Source organism: Streptomyces spiralis, from assembly GCF_014654675.1.
Lineage (GTDB): Bacteria > Actinomycetota > Actinomycetes > Streptomycetales > Streptomycetaceae > Streptomyces > Streptomyces spiralis.
On sequence record NZ_BNBC01000060.1, the window covers coordinates 19,065 to 43,027 of the forward strand.

At 72.0% G+C, this 23,963-nt stretch carries 19 protein-coding genes; 10 read left to right on the top strand and 9 right to left on the bottom strand.

The features are described 5' to 3' along the window. Positions 1–9: 9 nt before the first annotated feature. Entirely contained in the window at positions 10–972 is a 963-nt protein-coding gene (locus IE318_RS38720; protein WP_189907596.1) for a PaaX family transcriptional regulator, read from the bottom strand. 94 nt (positions 973–1,066) lie between these two features. Next, positions 1,067–2,392, bottom strand: a complete 1,326-nt coding sequence (locus IE318_RS38725; protein ID WP_189907597.1) for a phenylacetate--CoA ligase family protein — start codon at positions 2,390–2,392, stop codon at positions 1,067–1,069. Positions 2,393–2,846: 454 nt separating this feature from the next. Here IE318_RS38725 and IE318_RS38730 point away from each other — a divergent pair, with 454 nt between their 5' ends. The 5 genes from IE318_RS38730 to IE318_RS38750 all read left to right on the top strand — a co-directional run bounded on the left by IE318_RS38730 (position 2,847) and on the right by IE318_RS38750 (position 9,719). Beyond that, positions 2,847–4,295 carry an MFS transporter gene (locus IE318_RS38730; RefSeq protein WP_229904043.1) on the top strand — a complete coding sequence of 483 codons (1,449 nt, stop codon included), beginning with the start codon at positions 2,847–2,849 and terminating at the stop codon, positions 4,293–4,295. Positions 4,296–4,437: 142 nt separating this feature from the next. Beyond that, positions 4,438–6,009 carry a GMC family oxidoreductase gene (locus IE318_RS38735; RefSeq protein WP_189907598.1) on the top strand — a complete coding sequence of 524 codons (1,572 nt, stop codon included), beginning with the start codon at positions 4,438–4,440 and terminating at the stop codon, positions 6,007–6,009. After that, positions 6,006–7,487 carry an aldehyde dehydrogenase family protein gene (locus IE318_RS38740; protein WP_189907599.1) on the top strand — a complete coding sequence of 494 codons (1,482 nt, stop codon included), beginning with the start codon at positions 6,006–6,008 and terminating at the stop codon, positions 7,485–7,487. The genes IE318_RS38735 and IE318_RS38740 overlap by 4 nt, the downstream gene beginning before the upstream one ends. A gap of 25 nt (positions 7,488–7,512) precedes the next feature. Beyond that, on the top strand, positions 7,513–8,622 hold the full coding sequence (locus IE318_RS38745; RefSeq protein ID WP_229904044.1) for a zinc-dependent alcohol dehydrogenase: 1,110 nt from the start codon (positions 7,513–7,515) through the stop codon (positions 8,620–8,622). 95 nt (positions 8,623–8,717) lie between these two features. Then, on the top strand, positions 8,718–9,719 hold the full coding sequence (locus tag IE318_RS38750) for an amidohydrolase family protein (RefSeq protein ID WP_189907601.1): 1,002 nt from the start codon (positions 8,718–8,720) through the stop codon (positions 9,717–9,719). Between the two features lie 85 nt (positions 9,720–9,804). Here the strand turns inward: IE318_RS38750 and IE318_RS38755 are convergent, their stop codons facing one another. From IE318_RS38755 to IE318_RS38780, 6 genes are all read right to left on the bottom strand, one after another. Then, positions 9,805–11,265 (bottom strand): benzaldehyde dehydrogenase, encoded by a 1,461-nt coding sequence (locus IE318_RS38755; protein ID WP_189907602.1) that lies wholly within the window; start codon positions 11,263–11,265, stop codon positions 9,805–9,807. Positions 11,266–11,342: 77 nt separating this feature from the next. Then, positions 11,343–12,818, bottom strand: coding sequence for an MFS transporter (locus IE318_RS38760; protein ID WP_189907603.1), 1,476 nt, complete (start codon positions 12,816–12,818; stop codon positions 11,343–11,345). A gap of 29 nt (positions 12,819–12,847) precedes the next feature. Next, positions 12,848–13,909 carry an amidohydrolase family protein gene (locus tag IE318_RS38765; protein WP_189907604.1) on the bottom strand — a complete coding sequence of 354 codons (1,062 nt, stop codon included), beginning with the start codon at positions 13,907–13,909 and terminating at the stop codon, positions 12,848–12,850. A gap of 126 nt (positions 13,910–14,035) precedes the next feature. After that, positions 14,036–15,526, bottom strand: coding sequence for an aldehyde dehydrogenase family protein (locus IE318_RS38770; protein ID WP_189907605.1), 1,491 nt, complete (start codon positions 15,524–15,526; stop codon positions 14,036–14,038). Further along, positions 15,523–16,200: a nuclear transport factor 2 family protein gene (locus tag IE318_RS38775; protein ID WP_189907606.1), complete on the bottom strand. Its 678-nt coding sequence runs from the start codon at positions 16,198–16,200 to the stop codon at positions 15,523–15,525. The genes IE318_RS38770 and IE318_RS38775 overlap by 4 nt, the downstream gene beginning before the upstream one ends. Before the next feature lie 27 nt (positions 16,201–16,227). Further along, entirely contained in the window at positions 16,228–17,685 is a 1,458-nt protein-coding gene (locus tag IE318_RS38780; RefSeq protein WP_189907607.1) for a carotenoid oxygenase family protein, read from the bottom strand. 137 nt (positions 17,686–17,822) lie between these two features. Here IE318_RS38780 and IE318_RS38785 point away from each other — a divergent pair, with 137 nt between their 5' ends. Then, positions 17,823–18,605, top strand: a complete 783-nt coding sequence (locus IE318_RS38785) for an IclR family transcriptional regulator (protein WP_189907608.1) — start codon at positions 17,823–17,825, stop codon at positions 18,603–18,605. 166 nt (positions 18,606–18,771) lie between these two features. Here the strand turns inward: IE318_RS38785 and IE318_RS38790 are convergent, their stop codons facing one another. Continuing rightward, the gene (locus IE318_RS38790) at positions 18,772–19,689 is read right to left on the bottom strand and encodes a PaaX family transcriptional regulator (protein ID WP_189907609.1); all 918 of its coding nucleotides are present in this window, start codon (positions 19,687–19,689) and stop codon (positions 18,772–18,774) included. Positions 19,690–19,878: 189 nt separating this feature from the next. Here IE318_RS38790 and IE318_RS38795 point away from each other — a divergent pair, with 189 nt between their 5' ends. The 4 genes from IE318_RS38795 (at position 19,879) to IE318_RS38810 (ending at position 23,780) form a co-directional block, all read left to right on the top strand. Beyond that, the gene (locus IE318_RS38795; RefSeq protein ID WP_189907610.1) at positions 19,879–20,781 is read left to right on the top strand and encodes an SDR family oxidoreductase; all 903 of its coding nucleotides are present in this window, start codon (positions 19,879–19,881) and stop codon (positions 20,779–20,781) included. Positions 20,782–20,796: 15 nt separating this feature from the next. Beyond that, a complete protein-coding gene (locus IE318_RS38800; RefSeq protein ID WP_189907611.1) occupies positions 20,797–21,681 on the top strand; it encodes an amidohydrolase family protein in 885 nt (294 codons plus the stop codon). Between the two features lie 126 nt (positions 21,682–21,807). Further along, positions 21,808–23,319, top strand: coding sequence for an acyl-CoA synthetase (locus IE318_RS38805; RefSeq protein WP_189907612.1), 1,512 nt, complete (start codon positions 21,808–21,810; stop codon positions 23,317–23,319). Continuing rightward, entirely contained in the window at positions 23,316–23,780 is a 465-nt protein-coding gene (locus tag IE318_RS38810) for a MaoC family dehydratase (RefSeq protein ID WP_189907613.1), read from the top strand. Before IE318_RS38805 ends, IE318_RS38810 begins: the two co-directional genes overlap by 4 nt. Positions 23,781–23,963: the final 183 nt, after the last annotated feature.

Genomic DNA, 23,963 nt, shown 5'->3' on the forward strand with positions numbered 1-23,963 from the left:
GTGTGCGGCCTACAGCTTCGCCAGGTCCGCCACGGTGTGGTGCGTCGCGAGCCCCGCGAGTTCCGCGTCGTGCAGCGCGATGAGCTGGCGCAGCCGGAACTCGGCGAGCGGTCCCAGCGCGTCGTACACCGCGACGAAGACGGCGCGGGCCGCCGCGAGCGGCCAGTGCGGCGGCAGCAGCTGGGGCGGCAGCGCCGGGTCGTGCGTCATCAGCACCCTCCACTCGGTGATGAGTTCGGTGCGGGCCCGCAGCGCTTCCGAGGGGCTGACGCCGCCGTCCTCGGCGCGCTTGCGCCACACGCCCCACCTCCGGGTGAACCGCTCGAAGGCCGCGGCCTGCGCATCGAGGTCCCAGGCCGAGAGGGGATCACCCGCGGCGGGCGTGAGCGCGGAGGGTGTGCCGGTGAACAACGTCGCGGTGGCCACGCCCAGTTCGGAGAGGACATCCCGCACCTCCTCCTCGCGCGCGTGCGGCGAGATCCACACGCCGTCGTAGAGGGGGGCGTAGCCGAGCCACCGGAGCTGTTCGCGCAGGGTGTGGCGGACGGCGCGCTGCTGTTCGGGAACGGAGAACGCGACGAGCGACCACCGGCCGTCCCACGTGCGCGCCGCGTCGTCGGTGCCGAAGGCGGCGATGCGCCCGCCGGTGTCGGTGAAGTGGTCGACGGAGCGGGCACTGAGCCGGTAGTACGTGCGGCGGCCGCGCTTCTCGACGTCGAGGAGGCCGCGCCGGGACTGCCGGCTCAGGGCGGCGCGCGCCCCGACCTCGCTCACTCCGAACTCGGCGAGGAGTGCCACGAGAGCGGCGGACGGCAGGGCCTCGGGGCGGTCGAACCAGTAGTCGCCGAGCAGCATCATGAGCAGGCGCTGGGGACCGCGAGCGCGTCCCGAGGCCTCGCCCGGGGGCGCCTCCGGCTCCGCCGCGTCGCCGGGCCCCGTGTCGAGGACGTCGCTGTCGGCTGACTCGGTCATGCACATAACCTAGCTGTCCTCCTCGTACGGTCAGCGGGCCCGGGGCTCCTGGTGCCCGCGCGGTCGGCGGCTCCCTGATGCTGATCCCACGCGGTCAGCGGCCCGGACGGCTCCCGGCCCCGCGCGGTCGGCTGCCGTCGGCGACGTGTACGAGGCGGGTCTTCATCTCGGACCGCCCGAGGGATCCGGGCGAGACGAGCCGGACCGAAGCGGGCACGCTCAGCCGGGACTTGACCAGCTGCTCCACCTCGGAGGCGAGCGTGGCGTCCGCCTCGTGCTTGCCCTGCTCCACCTCGATCCGCAGGGGTGGTTCGACGCGCGGTCCCGGGTGGTCGAGGAGGATCCGCAGGGCTCCGGTGGTGCGCGGGTGGAGGGCCTGGACGATGTCGCGCACCGCGGAGGGGAAGACGTTGACGCCGAGCACGATGAGCATGTCGTCGGTGCGTCCGACGCATCGGATCAGCGGGGCGCCGTCGGTGTCGCGGCCGGTGACGGTGACCCGGTCGCGGGTACGGAAGCGGACCAGCGGGCAGCTTCGGCGGTTCAGGGAGGTGTAGACGAGTTCGCCGCTCGCGCCGGGCTCGGCGGGGACGGTCTCGCCGGTGTCGGGGTCGATGAGCTCGACGAGCACGATGTCCTGGGCGGTCAGCCGCATCCCGCCGGCGCCCGGCGGCTCGGCGAAGATGATCGGCGCCATGTCGGCGTTGCCGAGCCCCTCGGTGACGGCCGCGCCCCAGTCCGCCTCGACCTGGGCGCGGAAGGCCGGCTCGCCGCCTCCCGGCTCCCCGCCCACGATGACCTTCCGCAGGCCGAACGCCCGCGGGTCGTGGCCGCGTTCGCGCAGGTACTCGGCGAGGTAGCGGGCGTACGACGGCGTGGAGTGCAGCGCAGTGACCCGCATCGACTGGAGGGCGAGCAGCGCCTTCTCGGAGGCGCCGGTGCCGATGGGGACGAGGGTGGCGCCGATCCGCTCGACGGCGTCGCGGACGGGCAGGCCGCCGACGAAGAGGGTCAGCCCGGAGCCGTGGATGACGATGTCGTCGCGGGTGAGCCCCTGGGTGCGCAGGGCGTGCGCGACGGCCTCGGTCCAGCCCTCGGCGTCGGAGCGGGTGACGCCGACCCAGCTGGGGCGCCCGGTGGTGCCGGTGGAGGCGTGCAGCCGGATGACGTCGGCCATGGGGGCGGCGGCGTGCTCGCCGAGAGGCGGCGCTCCGGCCTGACTGTCACGGAGCAACTGCTTCTCGGTGAAGGGGAGCCGGTCCAGGTCGGCGGCGGTGCGGACGGCCGCGGGGTCGGCGCCGTGGCGTTCCCAGAGGCGGGCGTAGAACGGCGAGTGGGCGGTGACGTAGGCGAGTTGGGCGCGCAAGGCCGCGTCGGTGCGGTCGGCGGCGGACTCGGGGATGAAGCCGGGGACGGTCATGGACGGCAGGTCCTTCCTCGCTGCGGGCGGGCGGTCCGATACCGGGACGGTTGCCGGGGCACGCGCGGTCGGCCGGTTGGAGAGCTGTGGTCGGAGAGTCGCGGGACGGGGGACCGGGGGGCGGGAATCGCGGGGCGGGAGTCGCGGTCGACAGGCAGCGGGCGGCGGTCACGGCGCTGCCTTCGGCTCAGCGCCCAGCCGTGTCACCGTCCTCTCCAGCTCAACGCCCGGACGCTTCCTCGTCCGGGAACCTATGCACATTCATGACAGCCGTCAACAGAAAAGCATGACGAGTGCATTGACATCCGTCAGAGCAAGCGTCTTCCATAAGCGTGGCGCAGGCCACACGCTCCGCTGCGTCGAGCCGCTCTCGTCCCCGTCGGCGCCCCAACCCACATACTGCGCCGACCCCTTCGCAGCACGACCCGTACATGCGTGAGAAGGGACATCTCCCGTGCCCATCAGCCCTGCCCGCTCCAGAGGCAGTTCGGAGGTCGTCGACCTCGTCAACGCGCGCATCGACCGGCTGCCCCGCTGGGGCCTGGCCCGCGTCGCGTTCGTGACCCTGGGGCTCGCCTACTTCATCGACATCTACGACGTCACCATCGTGGGCTACACCCTCACGGCCATGACCGGCCACTTCCACCTGAGCACCACCGAGGTGACGGTCATGCTCACCGGCAACGCCGTCACGACCGCACTGGGCGCCTTCCTCTTCGGCGCCCTCGGCGACGTCCTCGGCCGCCGCCGCACCTACATCGTCGGCATGGCGGCGCTCGGCCTCACCGCGCTGCTGTGCGCGCTCGCCTGGAACGCGCCGTCCCTCGTGGCCTTCCGCGTCCTCTCCGGTTTCGCCACCGGTGGCGGCCTGGCCGTCTGCACCTCGTACGTCCAGGAGTTCTCGCCCGCCAAGCGGCGCGGACGCTACGTCTCCATCACCGTGCTGGCCTCCAGCGTGGGCGGCCTGGGCGCGGCCCTGCTGTCCGGCTGGCTGGTCCCGCTGAGCGCCGACGGATGGCGCTGGGTCTACGGCGTGGGCGCGCTCGCCTTCGTCCTCCTCGTCGGCGCCCACCGCCGCATCCTCCCCGAGTCGGCGCGCTGGCTCGCCCTGAAGGGCCGTACGGCCGAGGCGTGCGCGATCGTCGACGCGATGGAGGAGCGGCTGCGCCGAGCCGGAGAAACCCTCACCGTGCCGATCGTCGAGGCGTCCGAGCACGCCCCCGAACGCTTCCCGATCGGTGCGCTGCTGAGGCCTCCGTATCTGCAGCGGCTGCTGGTCGCGGCCGCCTTCTGGTTCGGTGTGCAGTGGTCGGTCCGCGCCACGCTGACCTTCCAGCCCAGCATCCTTTCCGAGTACGGCATGTCGCTGACCACAGTGACGACCATCACCGGCATCGGGCAGGTCCTGGGAATCTGCGGCTATCTGCTGATGCCGATGGTCGTCGACAAGGTCGAACGGCGCACGCTGATCGTGACGGGCCTGCTGATCGCGACGGCCAGCGCGGTGGTGATCGCGGTCGGGCACGGCAGCTTCCCCGCCTACCTGATCGCGGCCGTCATGCTGCACGGCTTCTCACCCCTGATCTTCGTACCGGGGTACAACTACGCGGCCGAGATCTTCCCGACGTACGCCCGCACCACCGGCGCCTCGCTGGCCGGCGCGCTGGGGCAGGTGGGCGGCATCGTGCAGTCGCTGGTGCTGGTCTCGGTGATCGCGGCCGTCGGTCCGGGCACCTCCCAGCTGCTGCTGGGCTCGGGATACGCCTTCGGCGCGCTCATCGTCTTCATCCTCGCCATCCCCACCACCGGGCGGGCGCTCAGCGCCATCAGCGCAGACCCCTCGGCCGCCCGCAGCACCTCCCCGGCCGACCAGAAGCCGACGGCCGTCGCTGAACCCTCCTGAGCCTTCCGAAGCGAACCCGAAGCCTTCCGAACCTGAACCCCTACGAGCCTGAAGCCGTCCGAACCTGAAGTCTGCCGAACCTGAAGTCTGCCGAACCTGAAGTCTGCCGAGCCTTCTGAGCCGACCCCTGGAGCCGACGCACATGACCACCGCACCCCAGGACTACGACTACATCGTCGTCGGAGCCGGATCGGCGGGCGCCACGCTCGCCGGCCGGCTCAGCGAGACCACCGACGCACAGGTGCTGCTGCTGGAAGCCGGCCCCGACTGGCGCACCGCGACGCTCCCGGAGGCCTTCCGCACCGTACGCCTGAACATGGACCCGAAGGCCCACCCCGAGTTCTGGTGGCAGAACGTCACCACCCTCCGCAACCCGGCCCAGCCCGAGGGCCCCTACGGCCGCGGCCGGGGCGTCGGCGGCACCTCCAACGTCAACGCGATGTTCGCGATCCGCGGGGTGCCCGACGACTACGACCACTGGGCGCGGCTGGGCGCCGAGGGCTGGTCGTACGACGACGTGCTGCCGTACTTCGTGCGGCTCGAGGACGAACTCGACCACCCGGACCCGCCCTACCACGGCACGGGCGGCCCGATCCCGGTCGGCCGCACCCCGCAGGACGGCTGGGGCCCGCTCGACCTGGCCTTCGCCGAGGCCGCCCAGGACTTCGGGTACGTATGGTGCGCGGACCACAACGCGCCCGGCACCACCGGCGTCGGCCCGTTCGCCCTCAACATGCGCGACCACCGCCGGGTCACCACCGCCGACGGCTACCTGGAGCCCAACCGGGACCGCCCCAATCTGACCGTCCGCGGCCACGCCCAGGTCGCCACCGTCACCCTGGACCCGGCTACGGGCACCGCCCGCGGCGTGGTCCTGGTCGGCGGCGAGGGGATCCGGCTCGCGCCCGGCGGCGAGGTCGTTCTGTGCGCGGGCGCCGTGCACTCCCCCGCGCTCCTCATGCGGTCCGGCATCGGCCCGGCCGCGCACCTCGCCGCGCTCGGCATCGAGGCGCTCGCCGACCTGCCCGTCGGCCGGAACCTTCAGGACCACGGCATGCTGATGGTGCCGATCCCGACCCGCGCCGACCTGCCCACCGACCCGGACCGCCCGGTCACCAACTGCATCCTGCGGTACTCCTCCGGGCTCGGCGGCGCCGGCGAGAACGACATGTTCATGGTGCCCAACAACGGCATGTACGACAGCCAGGGCCGCTCCCGGGGACGGGGCATGCTCGTCGCCCAGCAGGAGCAGGTCTTCTCCCGCGGCGAGCTGACGCTGCGTTCGGCGGATCCGCTCACCGAACCCCGTATCGAGCAGCGGGTGTTCACCGACCGCCGTGACTTCGTGCGGATGGAGCAGTCGCTGGAGCTCATGGCCCGGTTCGCCGCGCACAAGGCCGTCCGCTCCCTCCTCGACGGCCCGGCCGGACTCCCCGGCTCCGCCGACATCCTGCGGACCGCCACCGACAACCGGCACCTGTCCGGCACCTGCCGGATGGGCGCCCCCGGCGACCCGGCCACGGTGGTCGACCCGGACCTGAAGGTGCTGGGCACCAGCGGGCTGCGGGTCGTCGACGCGTCGATCTTCCCGGACACGCCGCGCGCCAACCCGCACCTGTCCGTGGTCATGTCCGCCGAGCACGCCGCCGCCCGCATCACCGGCGCCCATGCCCATGCCCGCAAGGCCGGCCTCGCCACCGAAGGAGCCCGATGACCACCACCGCGCCCTCCCCCCTCGACATCCCCGCGCTGCTGACCGACGGCACTCACCTCGTCGGCGGCGAGTGGATCCCGGCCCGCGGCAAGTCCACCCTCGACGTGGTGAACCCGGCCACCGGCGAAGTGCTGGCCCGTGTCCCGCGCGGAGGCGCCGAGGACATCGACGACGCCGTGCGCGCCGCGGAGGCGGCCCTGCCGGCCTGGCGCGACATGAGCCCCTCCCGCCGCGCCGACCTGCTCTTCCGGTGGGCGCAGCTGATCCGCGAACACGAGGCGGAGCTGGAGCAGTTGGAGGCCACCGAGGTCGGCCGTCCGGTCGGCCCCTCTCCGCTCGCCCCGCAGCTGACCTTCTTCGCCGGCCAGGCCGACAAGGTACAGGGGCACACCCTGCCCTCACACACCCCTGACGTCCTGGGGCTGACCCTGCGCGAGCCGTACGGCGTGGTCGCCATCATCATCCCCTGGAACGCGCCGGGCCCGATGACCGTCTTCAACGTCGGCCCTGCGCTCGCCGCCGGGAACACCGTCGTCCTCAAGCCCGCCGAGGACGCCCCGCTCACACCCCTGTACCTCGCCCGGCTCGCCCAGGAAGCGGGCATTCCGCCGGGGGTGCTCAACGTCGTCACCGGGTGCGGGACGGAGGCCGGCGCCGCGCTGCCCGCCCACCCCGGGATCCGCCGGGTCAGCTTCACCGGCTCGCCCGTCACCGGCTCGGCGGTGATGGAGGCCTGCGCCCGCGGTCTCGTGCCGCTCCATCTGGAGCTGGGCGGCAAGTCCCCGCAGATCGTGCTGGAGGACGCCGACCTGACCCGGGCCGTGCCGACGATCGTGCGCACCATCACCATGAACAGCGGCCAGGTGTGCGCCGCCGGTTCGCGGGTGCTGGTCGCCCCCTCGATGCACGACCGGCTGGTCGAGGCGCTCGCCGAGGGATTCCGCTCGGTGCGAACCGGCCCGTGGCACCAGCCGGTCGACATGGGCCCGCTGATCAGCGCCAGGCAGGAGCAGCGGGTGCTGGACTATCTCCGGATCGGCCGCGAGGAGGGCGCCGAGGTCGTGGTCGGCGGCGGCAAGCCGGCCGGTGACCCGTACGACGGCGGCTTCTTCGTCGAGCCGACCCTCTTCGACCGGGTGCGGCCCGAGATGCGTATCGCCCAGGAGGAGATCTTCGGTCCGGTGCTGTCGGTGCTGACGTACGAGGACGAGGAGGAGGCCGTTGCCGTCGCCAACGGCACCCGCTACGGGCTGACGGCCACCGTCTGGACCCGGGACGTCGGCCGCGCGGTGCGGCTGGCCCGCCGGGTCGAGGCCGGGCAGGTCTCCATCAACACGTTCGGTTCCGGCGGGCCCGTCGGCGCGATCGGCGCGCCCTTCGGCGGCTACAAGCACAGCGGCTTCGGCCGCTCCATGGGCGCCGACGCCGTCGAGGACTGGACCCAGGTCAAGGCCGTCGTCATCAACGCGGGGAACTGAGGGGGACTGAGGGGAGATGAGCAGCGTGGCACCGAACACCGTACGCGCGGCCGTGCAGACAGGGCCCGGCGCGATCGAGTTCCGCGACCTGCCCCGCCCGCGCACCGGCGCGGACGACGGGCTGCTGCGCGTCGAGGCCAACGGCCTGTGCGGCAGCGACCTGGAGACCTTCCACGGCCGCGTCCCGATGCGCGGCGGCTACCCCGTCGTACCCGGGCACGAGCCGCTCGGGATCATCGAAGAGATCGGCGACGCGGCGGCCGAACGCTGGGGCGTGCAGGCGGGCGACCGGGTCGCGCTGGAGGTCCTGGTGCCCTGCCGGGCCTGCCGGCTGTGCCTGTCGGGCCAGTACATGTCGTGCAGGAACCGCAAGGCCACCCACGGCTACACGCCCCTCGACCGGGAGCCGGGACTGTGGGGCGGGCTGGCCGAGTACGTCTATCTGCACCCGAACGCCGTCCTGCACAAGGTGAGCAGCGCACTGCCGCCCGAGATCGCGGTGATGTACAACCCGCTGGGCGCGGGCGTGCGCTGGACGGCGCACCTGGGGCGGGTCGGCCTCGGCGACACCGTCCTCATCCTGGGCGCGGGACAGCGCGGCATCATGGCCGCCGCGGCGGCGAAGACGGCCGGCGCGGCCACGGTCATCGTGACCGGCCTCGCCGCGGACGCGCACAAGCTGGCGCTGGCCCGGGAGTTCGGCGCCGACCACACGATCGTCGTCGACGAGGAGAACGCTGAAGACACCGTCGCTCGGGTCCTCGAGATCACCGACGGCGAACTGGCCGACGTCGTCCTGGAGATGACCCCGATGGCCGCCAAGCCGCTGGACGACGCGCTGCGCGCCGCCCGGCACGGCGGCCGGATCGTCGTCGCCGGCCTCAAGGGCGGCACCAAGATCCCGCTGGACTCCGATCTCGTCGTCAACAAGGCGCTCACCCTCGTCGGGGCGTACGGGGTCGACTCGCGCGGCTACGCGGAGGCCATCCGGATCCTCGAGTCCGGCCGCTTCCCGTTCGCCAAGCTCCACACCCACACCTTCGAACTGGCCGACACCGTCAAGGCGCTGGACACCCTGGCCGGGGAGATCCCCGGCGAGCGGGCCGTGCACGTCGCGGTCCGCCCGGCCGGCTGACGCCCGCGCGTGGCCCGTGCCCGCCGAGCGCCGGTACGGTGTCCACGGGCCACGCGAGCAGGCGGACTACTCCCCCAGAGCCCAGGAGACCGACGATGATCATCGACTCGCACGCCCACGTCCTGCCGCCCGCACTCCCGCAGCCGACCGCGGGCGCGGATCCGGACACCTGGCCCTGCATCGGCCCCGCCGACGCCGACGGATCCCGGCTGCTCACCGCGGGCGCCCTGCGCTACACCGCCCGCGACGTGTTCTTCAGCGCGGAGCGCCGCATCGAGGAGATGGACAAGCTCGGCATCGACGCCGAGGTCCTCTCCCCCATGCCGCCGCTGCTGGACTACACGATCCCCGCGAAGGCTTCCCGCGACATCCACCGGGCTTCCAACGAGTTTCTCGCATCCCTCATCGCCCACGCCCCGGCCCGCTTCCACGGGCTCGGAGCGGTGCCGCTCCAGGACCCGGACCTGGCCGCCGCCGAGCTCGCCGAACTGAAGCAACTCGGCCTGCGCGGCGTGGAGATCGGCACCAACATCGCCGGCGCCTCCCTCGGCGACGCGCGCTTCCACGGTTTCTACGCCGAGGCGGAGCGGCTCGGCCTCGCGCTCTATGTCCACGCGCTCAGCCCCGCCCTCGGCGACCGGCTCCCGGCGTCGGCCACCGGCACGTACGGCTTCAACACGGAGTCGTCACTGGCCGCGGCCTCCCTGGTATCCACCGGTACCGCCGAGAAGTTCCCGGACCTGAGGATCGGCTTCAGCCACGGCGCGGGCGGCTTCGCGCTGATGCTGCCCCGGGCACGGTATTTCTGGGGCGGTACGTGGAACGAGGAACCCCCGGTCCGCGAGGACCGGGCCGCGCTCTCCCCGCTCGACCTCGCGCGCCGCTTCTTCTACGACGCCCTGGTCTTCGACGCGCGCGCCCTGCGCTATCTGATCGACCTGTTCGGGCCGCACCAGGTCATGCTCGGCAGCGACTTCCCGGCCATGGACCGCGAAACCCCGGCCGACCGCACCCTGCGGGCCCTTGACCTCGCGGCCGAGGAACACGAGGCCGTCACGTGGACGAGCTGCCACCGCTTCCTCGGCCTCGTGCCGTAGCCGTAGCCGTAGCCGTAGCCGGACGGTGCCCCGTCCCGGCGCTGGAGGAGGTCCTGCGTCCAGCGCCCGGGACGAGCCGCCCCGGTCAGAACGGGTACTGCGGCAGCTCGGTGCGGACCGTGACCCACTGGGTTTCGGTGAAGGCCTCCAGGTTGGCCTGGGCGCCGCCGTGCCGGGAGCCGGTCCCGGAGGCACCCACACCACCGAACGGTGCGATGGCCTCGTCGTTGACCGTCTGGTCATTGATATGGACCAGCCCGCTGGGGATGCGCTCGGCAAGGCGCAGCGCGCGGCCGACATCCGAGGTGAGGATGCCCAGCGAGAGACCGTACTCGGTGGAGCGGGCCAGCTCGACGGCCTCGTCCTCGGTCGTGAACGGTGTCACGGGTGCCACCGGGCCGAAGATCTCCTGGGCGAAGGCCGGTGCGGTGACGGGCACGTCGGCCAGGACGGTCGGCCGGTAGAACAGCCCGTCGTAGGTGCCACCGGTGACCACCCTGGCGCCGGCCTCCACACTGGCGGTGACGACGGCGTGCACGGCGTCGCGCTGGCCGGCATCGATCAGCGGCCCCAGGGCGACCGGGCCGACCGCCGGGTCGCCGACGGTCAGCTTCTCGGCGCGGGCAGCCAGCCGGGCGGTGTACTCCTCGGCGACGGAGGTGTGCACCAGGTGCCGCGAGGTGGCCATGCAGATCTGACCCTGGTGGTTGAAGGAGCCGAACGCCCCGACCGAACTGGCCGCCTCGACGTCGACGTCATCGAGCACGATCAGGGCCGAGTTGCCCCCCAGTTCCAGGTGTGCGCGCTTGAGGTGACGGCCCGCCAGCTCGCCGATGGCGCGGCCGGCCCTGGTCGACCCCGTGAAAGCGATCACCGGGATCCGGGGATCGGTGACCACGGCCTGGCCGGTGTCGACGCCGCCGGGCAGCACCGAGAGCAGGCCCTCGGGCAGACCGGCCTCCTCGAAGATGCGGGCGATCGCGATCCCGCCGCTGACCGCGGTGCGCGGGTCGGGCTTGAGTACCACGGCGTTGCCCAGCGCGAGTGCCGGCGCCACCGCGCGCATCGCCAGCAGGATCGGAACGTTGAACGGAGCGATCACCCCGACGACACCGACCGGTATCCGCCGGGCCAGGCTGAGCCTGGGCTGTCCGGAGCGCAGCACCTCGCCGTACGGGTGCGAGGCCAGCGCCGCCGCCTCGAAGCACTCATCGGCCGAGGAAGCGGTCTGGAAGTTCGCGATCCCCGCACCGGTACCGGTCTCGGCAGCGAGCAGGCTGCTGATCTCCTCGGCGTGCTGTCCGAACAGTTCGCCGGCCCGGCGCAGCACCGCGGCCCGCTCCTGGTAGGACCGGGCGGCCCACGCCTGCTGGGCGCCGACGGCGGTCTCGGCCGCCGTGGCGACGTCCTGGGGACCCGCGGCGCCTACGGTGGCGAGCTGTTCGCCGGTGGACGGGGACACCACGGGCAGGGTGCCCGCGCTTCCCGGCCGCCAACTGCCGGCCAGCACCAGCTCCTGCCAGGAGTCGTCCTTGAGCAGAGTCATCTGAAAGTACCTTTCGTTGACGTACGGGGGGACGGGCCGGCGGGCGTGCCCCGCCGGCCCGAGGGAGCAGAACTCTGTCAGACCGCCGTCGGCGCGCCCCTCTGCAGTTCCGCCCCGGGTGCCTCCCTTCGGGTACGCGGCCCGCCTGTGCCATAGCTCTTCAGGTACGCCGCTCCGCACAGCCCGGCCACGAGCGCGCAGCCCGCCGCCAGCCACCAGAAGCCGATGAACGCGCCTTCGGAGGGCAGCTTGCCGCCGGGCAGCCGATTGGCGACGAGTATCGCGCCGAAGAGCGCGCCGGCGAGGCTGCCGCCGACGCCCTGGGAGAGGATCGGGGCGATGCCGTAGACGCGTCCGACGTGCTCCGGCGGGATGTCCTCGACGTACGTCAGCGCCCACACCGGGCCGATCAGCCCGGTGCCCACGCCGATGACCACGATCGCTGTGACCACGGCGGCGAGGCTCCCGTGCCGGGCGATGAGGACCAGATAGCCGACGGCCTGCACGGCCGGCCCTGCCACGAGGAACAGGCCCTTGCCCCAGCGTGCGCTGAGTCTGCCGACCACCGGGCCGAAGCCCAGCATCAGCAGCTCGGCCGGGAGGATGAGCAGCGCGGCCGCGAGCCCGGACTTCCCCAGTCCGCCGAGGCCCGGGACGGGCGGCAGCTGGATGTACGTGCTCGTCGAGACCATCGAGCCGAAGATGGCGAAACCGACGAACACGGACGAGATGTTGGCGATGGTGATGGGCCGGGAGAAGAACACCTTGAGGTCCACGAGCGGGTCACGGGTGCGGCGTTCGACGGCCACCCACACGGGGAAGACGAGGACGCCGACCACCATGAGACCGAGGAACGCGGGCGATGTCCAGCCCCAGCGGGACGCGTAGCTGAAGCCGACGACGAGTGCGGCGACCGGGACGACGAAGCCTATGGCCCCGGGCAGGTCGACGGCCCGTATCCGGCTGTCCGGGAGGGTCGGTGTGGCGGGGACGAGGGATGCGATCAGCAGGAAGCCCAGTGCGGGGATGGCCGCCGAGGTCCAGAACAGGATCCGGAACCCTGACGGCTCGTCCACGAGCAGGGCCGCCATGATGCCCCCGGCGCCCGCCCCGGCGAACAACGAGGCCGCCTTGACGGGCAGGCCGATACGGCGGAGGGCCGGCGTGAAGTTCTCGTTGACGATCGCCGAGGTCATCGGTGTGGCCGCCGCGCCGACGCCCTGCAGGCCGCGGCCCAGCAGCAGAGTCGGCAGGTTGTCACTCAGCGCGGCGACGGCGCCGCCGACCGCGACGCAGGCCACGGAGACGAGCAGGATCTGCTTCCGCCAGCCCCTGATGTCGGCCAGCCGGCACAGCGAGGGGATGAACAGGGCCCCGGTCAGGAGGGTGGAGATGGTGACCCACACGGCCTGGACCTCGTCGAGGCCGTACTCCTGCTGCACGCGCGGCAGGAGCGGGACGAGCATGTTGGTGCCGACGGCATAGCCGAGCGTGACGTACACGAACACCACGAGGACCGTGTGCATGCGGCGCGCTGAGTACGGGGTGGTCATGGTCGCTCCTTTGCGACGCGTGGCAGAACTCAGGCGGACGGTTTCAGGGCGAAGACCTGCTCGGCGTTGGTCTGGAAGAACGCGCGCAGATCGCCTGAGGAGAAGGGGAGTTCGTCCTGGTGGCGTACCTCGTCGGCGACGCACTGGTACGGGTAGTCCATCGCGTACATCACCCGGTCGGCGCCGAGCACCTCGTGGACGAAACGGATGGCGGGCTGCCAGGCCATGCCGGAGGTGGTGACCCAGACATTGCGGCGCAGGTACTCGCTGGGCTTGAGTTGGAGCGGCTTCATTGCCGCATAGCGGCCTGCCTTGACGCTGGCGGCGTGCATGAAGTCGATGCGCGGCAGCCAGAAGGGGATGGCCTCTCCCAGGTGGCCGACGACCACGCGCAGGCGTGGGTGGCGGTCGAAGACGCCGGAGGTGATCAGGCGCAGCAGGTGCATTCCTGTCTCGACGGCGAAGCCGTAGATGGCCCCGTCGAGCCCGGCTTCCAGGAGCGGGCCGATGAGGCCCTTGGAGGGGGTGTTGGGGTGCAGGTAGAGAGGGGTGTCGAGGTCCTCGGCGGCTGCCAGGATCGGCTCGAAGCGTCGATCGTCCAGATAGGCCCCGTGGGTGTGCGAGTTGACGATGACTCCGCGGAAGCCGAGGTCGCGGTGGCCGCGGGTGATCTCGGCGGCGGCATTCTCGGGGTCCTGCGGGGCGATCGCGGTGAGACCGGTGTAGCGATCCGGGTGGCGGCGGCAGGCCTCGGCGAGGACGTCGTTGGCGTGGGTGGCCAGCGCGGTGGCGCGGGCGGTGTCGAGGATCTGCACGCCGGGTGAGGTCAGCGACAGGATGGCGTGGTCGATGCCGGTGGCGTCCATGTCGGCGAGGCGGCGCTCGCCGAGGTCGACGAGGCGCTCGCGCAGGAGGCGGGCGCGGGGGCTGTCGCCGGCGTAGAAGCCCCACAGGCTGGTGAAGCCGGGGTCGTCGGCGTCACCGGAGTCCAGCAACCTGCGGTAGGTGGCGAGGAGTTCGGGGGTGGCGAAGGCTTCCTCGGTGGCGATGCGCAGATAGCCACGGTCGCCGCCGGTGGTGAGGTCGTGCATAGGGGGTCCTCCGGGGTCAGGGGTGCGGTGAACTCGCTCAGGGAGCGGGGTGGGGTGGGTGAGCCCGCTCGGAGGTGAGGGCGTCAGGGGCTGAGAGCCCGCTGAAGGGAGTGGGACCGAGCCCGCTCAGGAGGTGAGGGTGAGTCCGCTCCAGTGCTGGATACCGGGGAGTGCGCCGGGCGGGTCGACGCGGATGACGGCCTGCGGTTCCTGGCAGGCCCGTACGGACGGCAGCCCGTGGTTGCGGCCGATGCCGGACTGCTTCATGCCGCCGAACGGCACGTCCATCGGCGAGGCACCGACCCGGTGGACGTTGACGAAGGCGCTGCCGCATGCGAGGCGGCGGGCCAGGGCGGTGGCGTGGTCGATGTCGCTCGACCACACCGAGCCCGCAAGGCCGTACTCGGTGTCGTTGGCCAGGCGGACCGCCTCGTCCTCGTCGTCGAAGGCGAGGATCGGGATGATGGGGCCGAACTGCTCGGTGGTGACGAGTTCGGCGCCGGGGTCGATGCCGGTGACGACGGTGGGGAGCTGGAACCAGCCGCGGTCCCAGCTGTCCGGATCGCCTTGGACGCCGACGGCGGTCACCTGGGCGCCCGCCTTCGCGGCGGCCTCGCGCAGGTCCCGTACCCGCTCGAAGCCGGCGCGGGTGGCGAGCGGCCCCATGTGCGTACGGGGGGCGAGTCCGTCCCCGACGACGATCTGCGAGGCGAGCTCGGTGAAGGCGTCCACGAAGGCACGGTGCCGGGAGCGGTGGACGTAGATCCGCTTGACGTTGTAGCAGATCTGGCCGGAGGCGCTGAACACGCCCGCGATGAACTCGCGCGCCAGTTCCTCGGTGATGTCGGCGGATTCGAGGACGAGTGCCGCGTCGTTGCCGCCCAGCTCCATGCCGAGTGCCTTGAGGTTCCCGGCGGCCGCGCGCATCACGGCCCGTCCGGTGGCGATGGACCCGGTGAAGAGCACCTTGCGTACGAGGGGGTGCGCGGCGAGGGCGGCTCCCGCCTCCTCTCCCCGGCCGGGGACGCTGTTCAGCACGCCTGGCGGCAGGGAGCGGGCCACCGTGGCGAGGGCCTGGCTCAGGGCCAGCGGGGCGTCCTCCGGCGGCTTGACGACGGCGGTGTTCCCGGCGATGAGCGCGGGCCCGATCGCCATGAAGGCCAGCAGCACCGGAGTGTTCCAGGGCGCGATGACGCCGACGGGGCCCATCGGTACGTGGTGGACGATCGCCGGGCCGATGCCCGTGGCGATGTGCTCTTCGGTGTCCACCTGGGCGGCGAGTGAGGCGAACGAGCGCAGGAGGCCGGCGGCGCCGGCGGCGTCGACGCGTGACTCACCGAGGACCTTGCCCGTCTCACGGGTGAGGAGGACGGCTCGTTCCTCGGTCCGTGCGTCCAGTTCATCGGCGGCGCGCACCAGTCGGGCGGCGCGTTCGGCGGCGGTCAGCGCGGCCCACGCGGGGAAGGCCGCGTGGGCCGCGCGCACGGCGGCGTCGACGTGGGTGGGGCCGCCGAGCGCGTACCGCCCCACCGTCTCGTCGGTGCGGGCGGGGTTGACGACCACGTCGCCGGGGGCGTCCAGTTCCTCGCCGGCGACCAGCACAGGAGCGGTGATCACTGCTGCGTCCACTCCTCGCCGGTGACCGGGTGCGGGTAGTGGAAGGGGACGACGGCCGTGCCCGGCCACAGCCGGTGCGGGTCGGCGACCAGTTCGTCGGGGCCGACCTTGTTCTCCGGGTAGGTCTCGTGGTCCACCACGAAGTGCTGCTCGCTGCGGGCCCAGCCGGTCTCGTAGTCGGCGTGCCAGACCGGCTGGTAGTCCAGCTTCCTGATCTTCCAGACGCCGTTCTCGCGGACGTATTCGTTCTCGTAGATGCCGCCTTCCCACCACTGGTCGCGGCGGCTGCGCTGCTCGCCCGCCGCCTTGACGGTGTAGTGCGTGCCGGCCTGCATGAGGGTGCGGAAGCGGCCCTTGGCGCTGTCGCCGTCCTCGGAGAGGGTGATGACGTCCTGGAGCTGCGGGTGGTCGAGGAGGAAGCCGGGCATCGGGCCGTTGCGGCCGTCGGTGAAGGTCTCGCGGAAGCGGCGGGTGTAGAGGCGCTCGGCGCCCTCGCGGCCCCGGTAGGTCCCGCCCATGAAGACGATCTCGCAGTCGGCGCAGAAGAGGTCGACGACCTCGCTGTAGAGGGTTTTGTCCAGGTAGTAGCCGTAGGCGTGCTGCAGGTCGCGGATGGCGAGCTGGGACTCGAGGCGGTCGAGCCGCCGGGCGAGTTCCTCGAGGGTGACGGTCATGGGGCTGTCCTCCTGGCGGGTGGTGGGTCAGTCGGCGCGGTGGGCGAGTTCGGCGGCGGAGAGCCAGTTGCCGTGCAGGCCGTAGGGGATGCGCAGCGGGAAGCGCAGGGTGGCGACGGGCGGGGCGGAGACGTCCCGGGCGTCGAGGATCAGCAGGTCGCTGCGGTTCTCGGTGAGGCGCCCGACGACGGCGAGCACATAGCCCTCGCCCTCGGCCGCGTCGTCGTGGGCGGGCACGAACAGCGGCTCCGCGACGGACGCGTGGTCGCCCGCGTAGTGCGTGGTGGTGGCGCCGGTGCGGTGGTCGACGGCCGCCACCCAGCGGAAGCCGCCGCCCGGCCGCTGCTCGCCGGGCACCTCGTAGGCGGCCATCACGCCCCAGTGGTACGGGAGGGTCTCGAACCGGTCGTCCATGCGCGGGAATTCGCCCGCCACGTCGGTGAGCCGGGTCTGGGTGAAGCCGCTGTCCGGCGGGGCCTGGGTGTCGACGGTCCAGCGGGACAGGAAGCCCTTGGTGCGGTCCGGGTCGTACGGGGCGCCCGACAGGTCGGGGAAGAACGGGAAGTAGCTGGACTCGGACACGGGGGTGTCCACGTGGAGGTGCCTGCCGTCGTCCCAGGCGCCCATGATGTGGCTGGCAAACCGGTTCGAGGCCCGGTACCAGCGCACGTCCCGCGCCCGGCCCTTCCGCGGCAGCACTCCCAGGTACACGTCCTTCGACGGGTCCCACGCGAAGTGCGGTTCGCCCGCCTCGAGCCGCTCCTTGCTGCTGACGAGCGGGATGACGGGGAAGACCACGAAGTTCTGGGTGACGGCGAAGTCGTGGACCATGCTCGCGTAGGGGGCGGTCAGCCAGGTCTCGTGGACGATCCGGCCCTTGGCGTCGGCCTCGTAGTACGCGAGGTCGGGTGTCGTCTCGCCCTTCGCGGCGTAGCCGAAGAACACCATCTCGCCGGTGCGGGGGTCGAACTTGGGGTGTGCGGTGCAGGTCTCGGAGGTCAGGGCGCCCTCGAAGGTGTCCTCGCCGAGGGTCTCCAGGGTGTCGGGGTCGATGCGGACGGGCGGGCTGTCCTCCTTCGCGGCGTACAGCTTGCCCGCGTGCCAGAACACGTTGGTGTTGGCCAGCCCGCGGCGCAGGCCGGCCACCGACGGGTCGTCGGTGAACGGATTGCGGTACGCGCCGAACAGGGCGCGCCGCGCCTTCGCCTGGGCGACGAACCGGGGAGTGCGCACATAGCGGCTCTTGAAGTCGACGTGCCCGTCGCGGAACCGCATCGACATGACCATGCCGTCGCCGTTGAACTTGATGTCGTCGCCGAGCAGCGGCGGCCACTGGTGGTCCGCGACCACGCGGTAGTACGTGCCGTCGAGGTGCGCCGGCACCTCGCCCTGGACGCACTCCACGTCCATGAGGTCGGCCTCGACCCGCATCGGGGCGTTGAAGCCGGTGAAGGCAGGGGAGTCAGGGAACCTGGGCGCGGGCATGCGGCACCTCCAGAGGGCATGCGCGGGTGGGGAATCGACGCCGGGCCGGCCCGCTCGTCCGTGGCGGGTGACCACCGTCACAGTCAGGTAAACAGCACATTTCTTGCGGCCGCAAGAAAATTGCCTAGGATTCCTCCATGCGGAAATCGGCCGGTGAGCGGCCCCCGTCCGGAGGAGTCCTGCAGTCGGCCGAACACGCCCTGCGGCTGGTGCTGTTGGTGGCCCGGCGCGGCTCGGTCACCCTGAGCGAGGTGGCCGCCGAACTGGGAGTCGGCGCCTCCACCGCGCACCGGCTGCTGAGCACCTGCAAGCACGCCGGGTTCGTACGGCAGGACCGCCCCGGCGCGCCCTATCTCGCCGGCCCCGCGGTCCTCGAGCTGTCCCTGGCGACCACGTCCGCGATCACCCTCCGGGACGCCGCGGACCCGGTCCTGCGCGACCTCGCGGCCGCCACCGGGGAGACGGCCGGGTTCGCCGTCCTGGAGGGGCCGCGTGTGCGGTTCGTGTCCTGCCTGGAAGGGGGCGGGAGCGACCGGGTGGCCTCACGCGTGGGAATGGTGTTCCCCGCGCACCGCACGGCCGGCGGCAAGGCGATGCTCGCCTGCTACGACGAGGACGAGCTGCGGCGCAGGATCCCGCGCGTACTCCTGGCGGAGGACGGCGCGAGCTGGCCCGAGCTGCTGCGCGATGTCACGCGGGTGCGCAGGCGCGGCTGGGCAGCCGCGTTCGGGGAGAGCGACCCCGCCGTGTCGGCAGTCGGCGCGTGCGTCCGTACGGGCACGGGCGAACCGCGCGCCGCCGTCACAGTGGCCGTGCCGCGGATGCGGATGTCCACGGGGCGGGAGGCGGAGGCGCTGGCCCCGCAGACGGTTGCGGCGGCGGCGCTGATCGAGCGGAGGCTGCGCGGGGCGGTGGACTGATCGCGGAACCGCCTGGCCTGGCCGCCGCTCCCCTGGTGATCTCCGCCGACCGCGGACGGGGCTGCCAGACCGGACACCGCCAGGCGGATCACCGCCTCCCCGTGCCGCAGCGGGCACGGGTGCGGGTACGTCGAGGCGGGGGCGTCCAGGGCGGCGGCCGCATCCGTCACTCGCGCAGCGGCACCGTTTCCAGCAGCTCCTCCGCCAGCGCCCGGGACGCCGCGTCGACGCGGGCGTCGGCGCGGCGGAAGACGTCCTCCGCCGCGGCGGCGGGCCAGTCGGCCGGGAGGTGCTGGATCGGGAGATGTGGGTCGGCGCGGACGATCTGAAGCCACTCCGTCAGCAGGCGGAGTTTGACGGCGAGTTCGTCGACGCCGGACGCGCCGCGGCCGTCCGCGAACGCGGACCAGCGGTCGAGGAAGGCGGTGTACCCGGCGGACGGGGTCGCGAGGTCCCAGGTCTCGTGCACCATGCGGGAGATGTCGGTGGCGGGGTCCGCGGTGGAGCGGAACACCCTGATGTGGGGGCCGAGTTCGGTGTCCTCCGTGATCGCGGTGACGTCCGCCTGGCCCGGCGCGATCCACAGGCCGCCGATGAGCGGGCCGAAGCCCGCCCAGGTCAGCTGGGAGCGCAGGTCGTGGCGCTGCCGCTGGCTGGCCTCGGGCAGGGAGAAGGCGAGCAGCGTCCACGTACCGTCCCAGTCGTCGTTGACGGCGCCCTGCTTCCAGATACGCTGCTCGCCGTCGCGGAGGATCGCCGCCGCCCGGTTGGTGAGGCCGAAGTACATGCGGCGGCCCTCGCGGCGGCGCTGCAGCAGGCCGCGGCCCACCATGCGGGTCAGGGTGGAACGGGTGGCGTGCTCGCCCACGCCCGTGCGGCCGAAGACCTCGATGATGCTGCCGGAGTAGACGCAGACGTCGCCGCCCAGCACGAAGTTGCCGAGGAACGTGAGCATGAGGGACTGGGGGCGCAGGGTCACCTCGGAACCCGGACCCGTGCGGAGTTCGCCCCCCGTGGCCTCGTACACCGCACCCTCGCCCCGCGCGGCGTCTCCGCCCGCCGCACCGCTTCTGCCGCCTGCCATGTCGCCCTCCCACCTCACGCCACCGTCGTACGCCCAATGTTACGCACTCTCTTGACCGTCGCAAAGAGAATGCCTAGCGTTGCGCACAGATCGAACGAGGGACGGGACCGGGCACACCCCGTGGGGCGGTGCCGCCCCCGCCGCTTCCTCTGCGCTCCCCCATCTCTCCGCCCTCAAGGAGATACACCCATGGACCTTTCCGGCAAAGTTGCCGTCGTCACCGGCAGCGGGCGCGGCCTCGGCCTCGCCTACGCCCGCGCCCTCGCCGCCGCCGGCGCCTCGGTCGTCGTCAACGACGTGGACGCCGAGGCGTCCGAAGCGGCCGTCAAGCAGATCAGCGAGGACGGAGGGCGCGCGGTCGCCGAGGTCGTCGCCGTCGGCACCAGCGAGGCCGCCGACGCCCTGGTGAACCGGGCCGTGGCCGAGTTCGGGCGGCTCGACGTCATGGTCACCAACGCGGGCGTGCTGCGCGACCGAGTCCTGTGGAAGATGTCCGACGACGACTTCGACACCGTCCAGCACGTGCACCTGCGCGGCACCTTCACCTGCGCCCGCGCCGCCGCGGTCCGGATGCGCGAGCAGGGCGAGGGCGGCCGCATCATCGTCGCGGGCTCCCCCGCCGGACAGCGCGGCAATTTCGGCCAGACCAACTACGCCGCCGCCAAGGCGGGCATCGCCGCGATGGTCCGCACCTGGGCCATGGAGCTGGCGAAGGCCGGCATCACCGCCAACGCAGTCGTCCCCAACGCGGCCACCGAGATGACGAAGACCATGCCGCTGTTCGCCCCCTACATCGAGGCGTACGAGAACGACGGCACGCCCTTCCCGGACTCCCTGCGCAAGGGCATCGCCTTCGGTACCGCCGAGGACTGCGCGGGCCTGGTCGTCTTCCTCGCCTCCGACGCGGCGAAGGACGTCACCGGCCAGTGCGTCGGCATCGGCGGTGACAAGCTGTCGCTGTGGTCGCACCCGCAGGAGGTCTCGGCCGCGTACACCGACGGCGGCTGGTCGGCGGACGCGATCGCCGCCGCCTGGCCGACCTCGGTGGGCCGGCACCCGGAGACCTACGGCATCCCCGCCCCGCAGCTGTAAGGAGACGACCGCCAGATGACCGGCATCGACATCGGCGCGATCACCGCGATCGACGTGCACACCCACGCCGAGGTCTCCTCGCGCGGACGGGGCTCGCTCTCCTCCGAGCTGGAGGAGGCGTCCGGCAAGTACTTCAAGGTGGAGGACGGCCACCGCAAGCCGACGCTCCCCGAGATCGCCGCGCACTACCGCGAGCGGAAGATGGCGTGCGTCGTCTTCACCGTCGACGCGGAGGCCGCGACCGGCGTCCCGGCCGTCCCCAACGAGGAGATCGCCGAGGCCGCCGCCGAGAACCCGGACGTCATCATCCCGTTCGCCTCGATCGACCCCGCCAAGGGCAGGGCGGGAGCTCGGGAAGTCGGCCGTCTGGTACGGGACTTCGGGGTACGCGGCTTCAAGTTCCACCCGAGCGTCCAGGCGTTCTACCCCAACGACCGGTCCGCGTACGTCCTGTACGAGGCGATCGAGGAGTCAGGCGCCGTCGCGGTCTTCCACACCGGTCAGACCGGCATCGGCGCGGGCGCACCGGGCGGCGGCGGCATCCGCCTGAAGTACTCCAACCCGCTGTACATCGACGACGTGGCCGCCGACTTCCCCGGCATGCCGATCATCATGGCCCACCCGTCCTTCCCCTGGCAGGACGAGGCGCTGTCGGTGGCCACGCACAAGCCGCAGGTCTACATCGACCTGTCGGGCTGGTCGCCCAAGTACTTCCCGCCGCAGCTCGTCCAGTACGCCAACAGCCTGCTCAAGGACAAGGTGCTGTTCGGGACCGACTACCCCCTCCTCACCCCGGACCGCTGGCTGAGGGACTTCGCCGCGCTGCCGATCAAGGACGAGGTCAGGCCGAAGATCCTCAAGGAGAACGCGGCCCGGCTGTTCGGCTTCATCAAGGACTGATCCGATGCGCGAAGGACTGATCCGCTTCACCAAGAACTGATCCGAAGTCACCAAGACCGGCCCGCTGCACCAAGGACTCATCCGCGCCCGTTCTCGCGGCACCCAGGGACGCAAAGGAGCTCCCTCATGCGCAACCACGGCATCGGCTCCTGGACCGCACGACGCGCCCGCAAGACCCCCCACCGCCTCGCCGTCGTCCACCAGGGGTCCCGGTACACCTACGCCCAGCTGCACGACCGCACCACCCGCCTCGCCCACCACCTCCGCTCCCTCGGTGTCCGCCGCGGCGACCGTGTCGCCTTCCTCGGCCCGAACCATCCCGCGTTCCTGGAGACCCTGTTCGCGGCGGGCCGGCTGGGCGCCGTCTTCGTCCCGCTCAACATCCGCCTGGCCGAGGCCGAGTTGAGGCACTGCCTCACCGACTCCGGTACGTCCTTGCTCGTCCACTCCCCGCCGTTCGGCGCGTTCGCGGCGGCCTCCGGAGTCGGCCGGCTCGTCGCCGTCGACGACACGTACGACAAGGCGCTGGCACAGGCCCCGGGCTCCCCCCTCGACGAGAACGTCACCCTCGACGACCTCGCGGTGATCATGTACACCTCGGGGACCACGGGCCGCGCGAAGGGAGCCGTGCTCAGCCACGGCAACCTCACCTGGAACAGCATCAACACGCTCGTCGACGGAGACTTCGCCTCCGACGAGGTGACCCTGCTGTCCGCACCCATGTTCCATACGGCGGCCCTCAACATGACGTGCCTGCCGACGTTCCTCAAGGGCGGCACGCTGATCCTCGAGGAGTCGTTCTCGCCCTCCCGCACCCTCGACCTGGTCGAGGAGCACGGCGTGACGGTCATGTTCGGCGTTCCGACCATGTTCCAGCAGCTCGCCGCGGAGGAGCGGTTCGCCGCGGCCGACCTGTCGTCCGTGCGGAAGATGATGTGCGGCGGTGCACCGGTCCCGCAGGCGCTGATCCGTACGTACGAAAAGCGCGGCCTGCGCTTCCTCCAGGGCTACGGCATGACCGAGGCCTCCCCGGGCGTGTGCCTGCTGGACGCGGAGAACGCCCTGGCCAAGGCGGGCAGCGCGGGCGTGCCGCACTTCTTCAACGACGTGCGGATCGCCGATCCCGCAGGGCACGACGCCGAACGGGGCGAGCGCGGCGAACTGCTCGTCGAGGGCCCCACCATCATGTCCGGCTACTGGGGCCTGCCGGACGCGACCGCGGCCGCCTTCACGGACGGCTGGTTCCGCACGGGCGATGTGGCCATAGCGGACGAGGACGGGTACGTCACGATCGTCGACCGCGTCAAGGACATGATCATCTCGGGTGGGGAGAACATCTACCCGGCCGAGGTGGAGAAGGCCCTGTACGAACACCCGTCCGTCGCGGACTGCGCCGTGATCGGCGTACCCGACGAGAAGTGGGGCGAGGTGGGCCGCGCGGTCGTCGTCCTCGCGCCGGGGGCGGAGGCCGGCGCCGACGGGATCCTGGCCTTCCTCGACGGCCGCCTCGCCCGCTACAAGATCCCCAAGTCCGTCGTCTTCGCCGACGCACTGCCCCGCAGCGGCGCCGGCAAACTGCTCAAGCCCCGCATCCGGGAAACCTACGGAACCACCGACTCTTCTGGAGCCCACGCATGACTGCCCTCCGTACCGTCACCGGCCTCGACGAGATCAAGGCCCTCGCCGGCGCCGACCTCGGCCGCACCGACTGGCTGGAGATCGCCCAGGAGCGGGTGAACACCTTCGCCGACGCCACCGGCGACCACCAGTGGATCCACGTCGACCCCGAGCGCGCGGCGGCCGGCCCCTTCGGCGGCCCGATCGCCCACGGCTACCTGACCCTGTCCCTCGTCATTCCCCTCTTCAACGACCTGCTCGCCATCGAGGGCGTCTCGATGAGCATCAACTACGGCCTGGACAAGGTCCGTTTCCCCAGCCCGGTGAAGGTCGGAGCGAAGATCCGCCTGCACGGCGCCGTGGACTCCGTGGAGGAGGTCAAGGGCAACGGCGTCGAGATGCGCCTGACCTTCACGATCGAGGTGGAGGGCTCGGAGAAGCCGGCGTGCGTGGCGTCGGCGATCTACCGGCACTACGCGTAGAGCCGGCACTACGCGCAGAAGCCCGCCCGCCGCCGGGACACGGTCCGCGAGTTTCGCCGACGGCGAGGTCGGTCGCCCCGTACGTTGAGGAGCTGGGACGCGCCGTACTCGCCCTCAGTGAGGGCACCGGTGTACCGCCGGTCCGCATGACCGCCGACATGCCGAAGGGTCCCGGGCTCGATG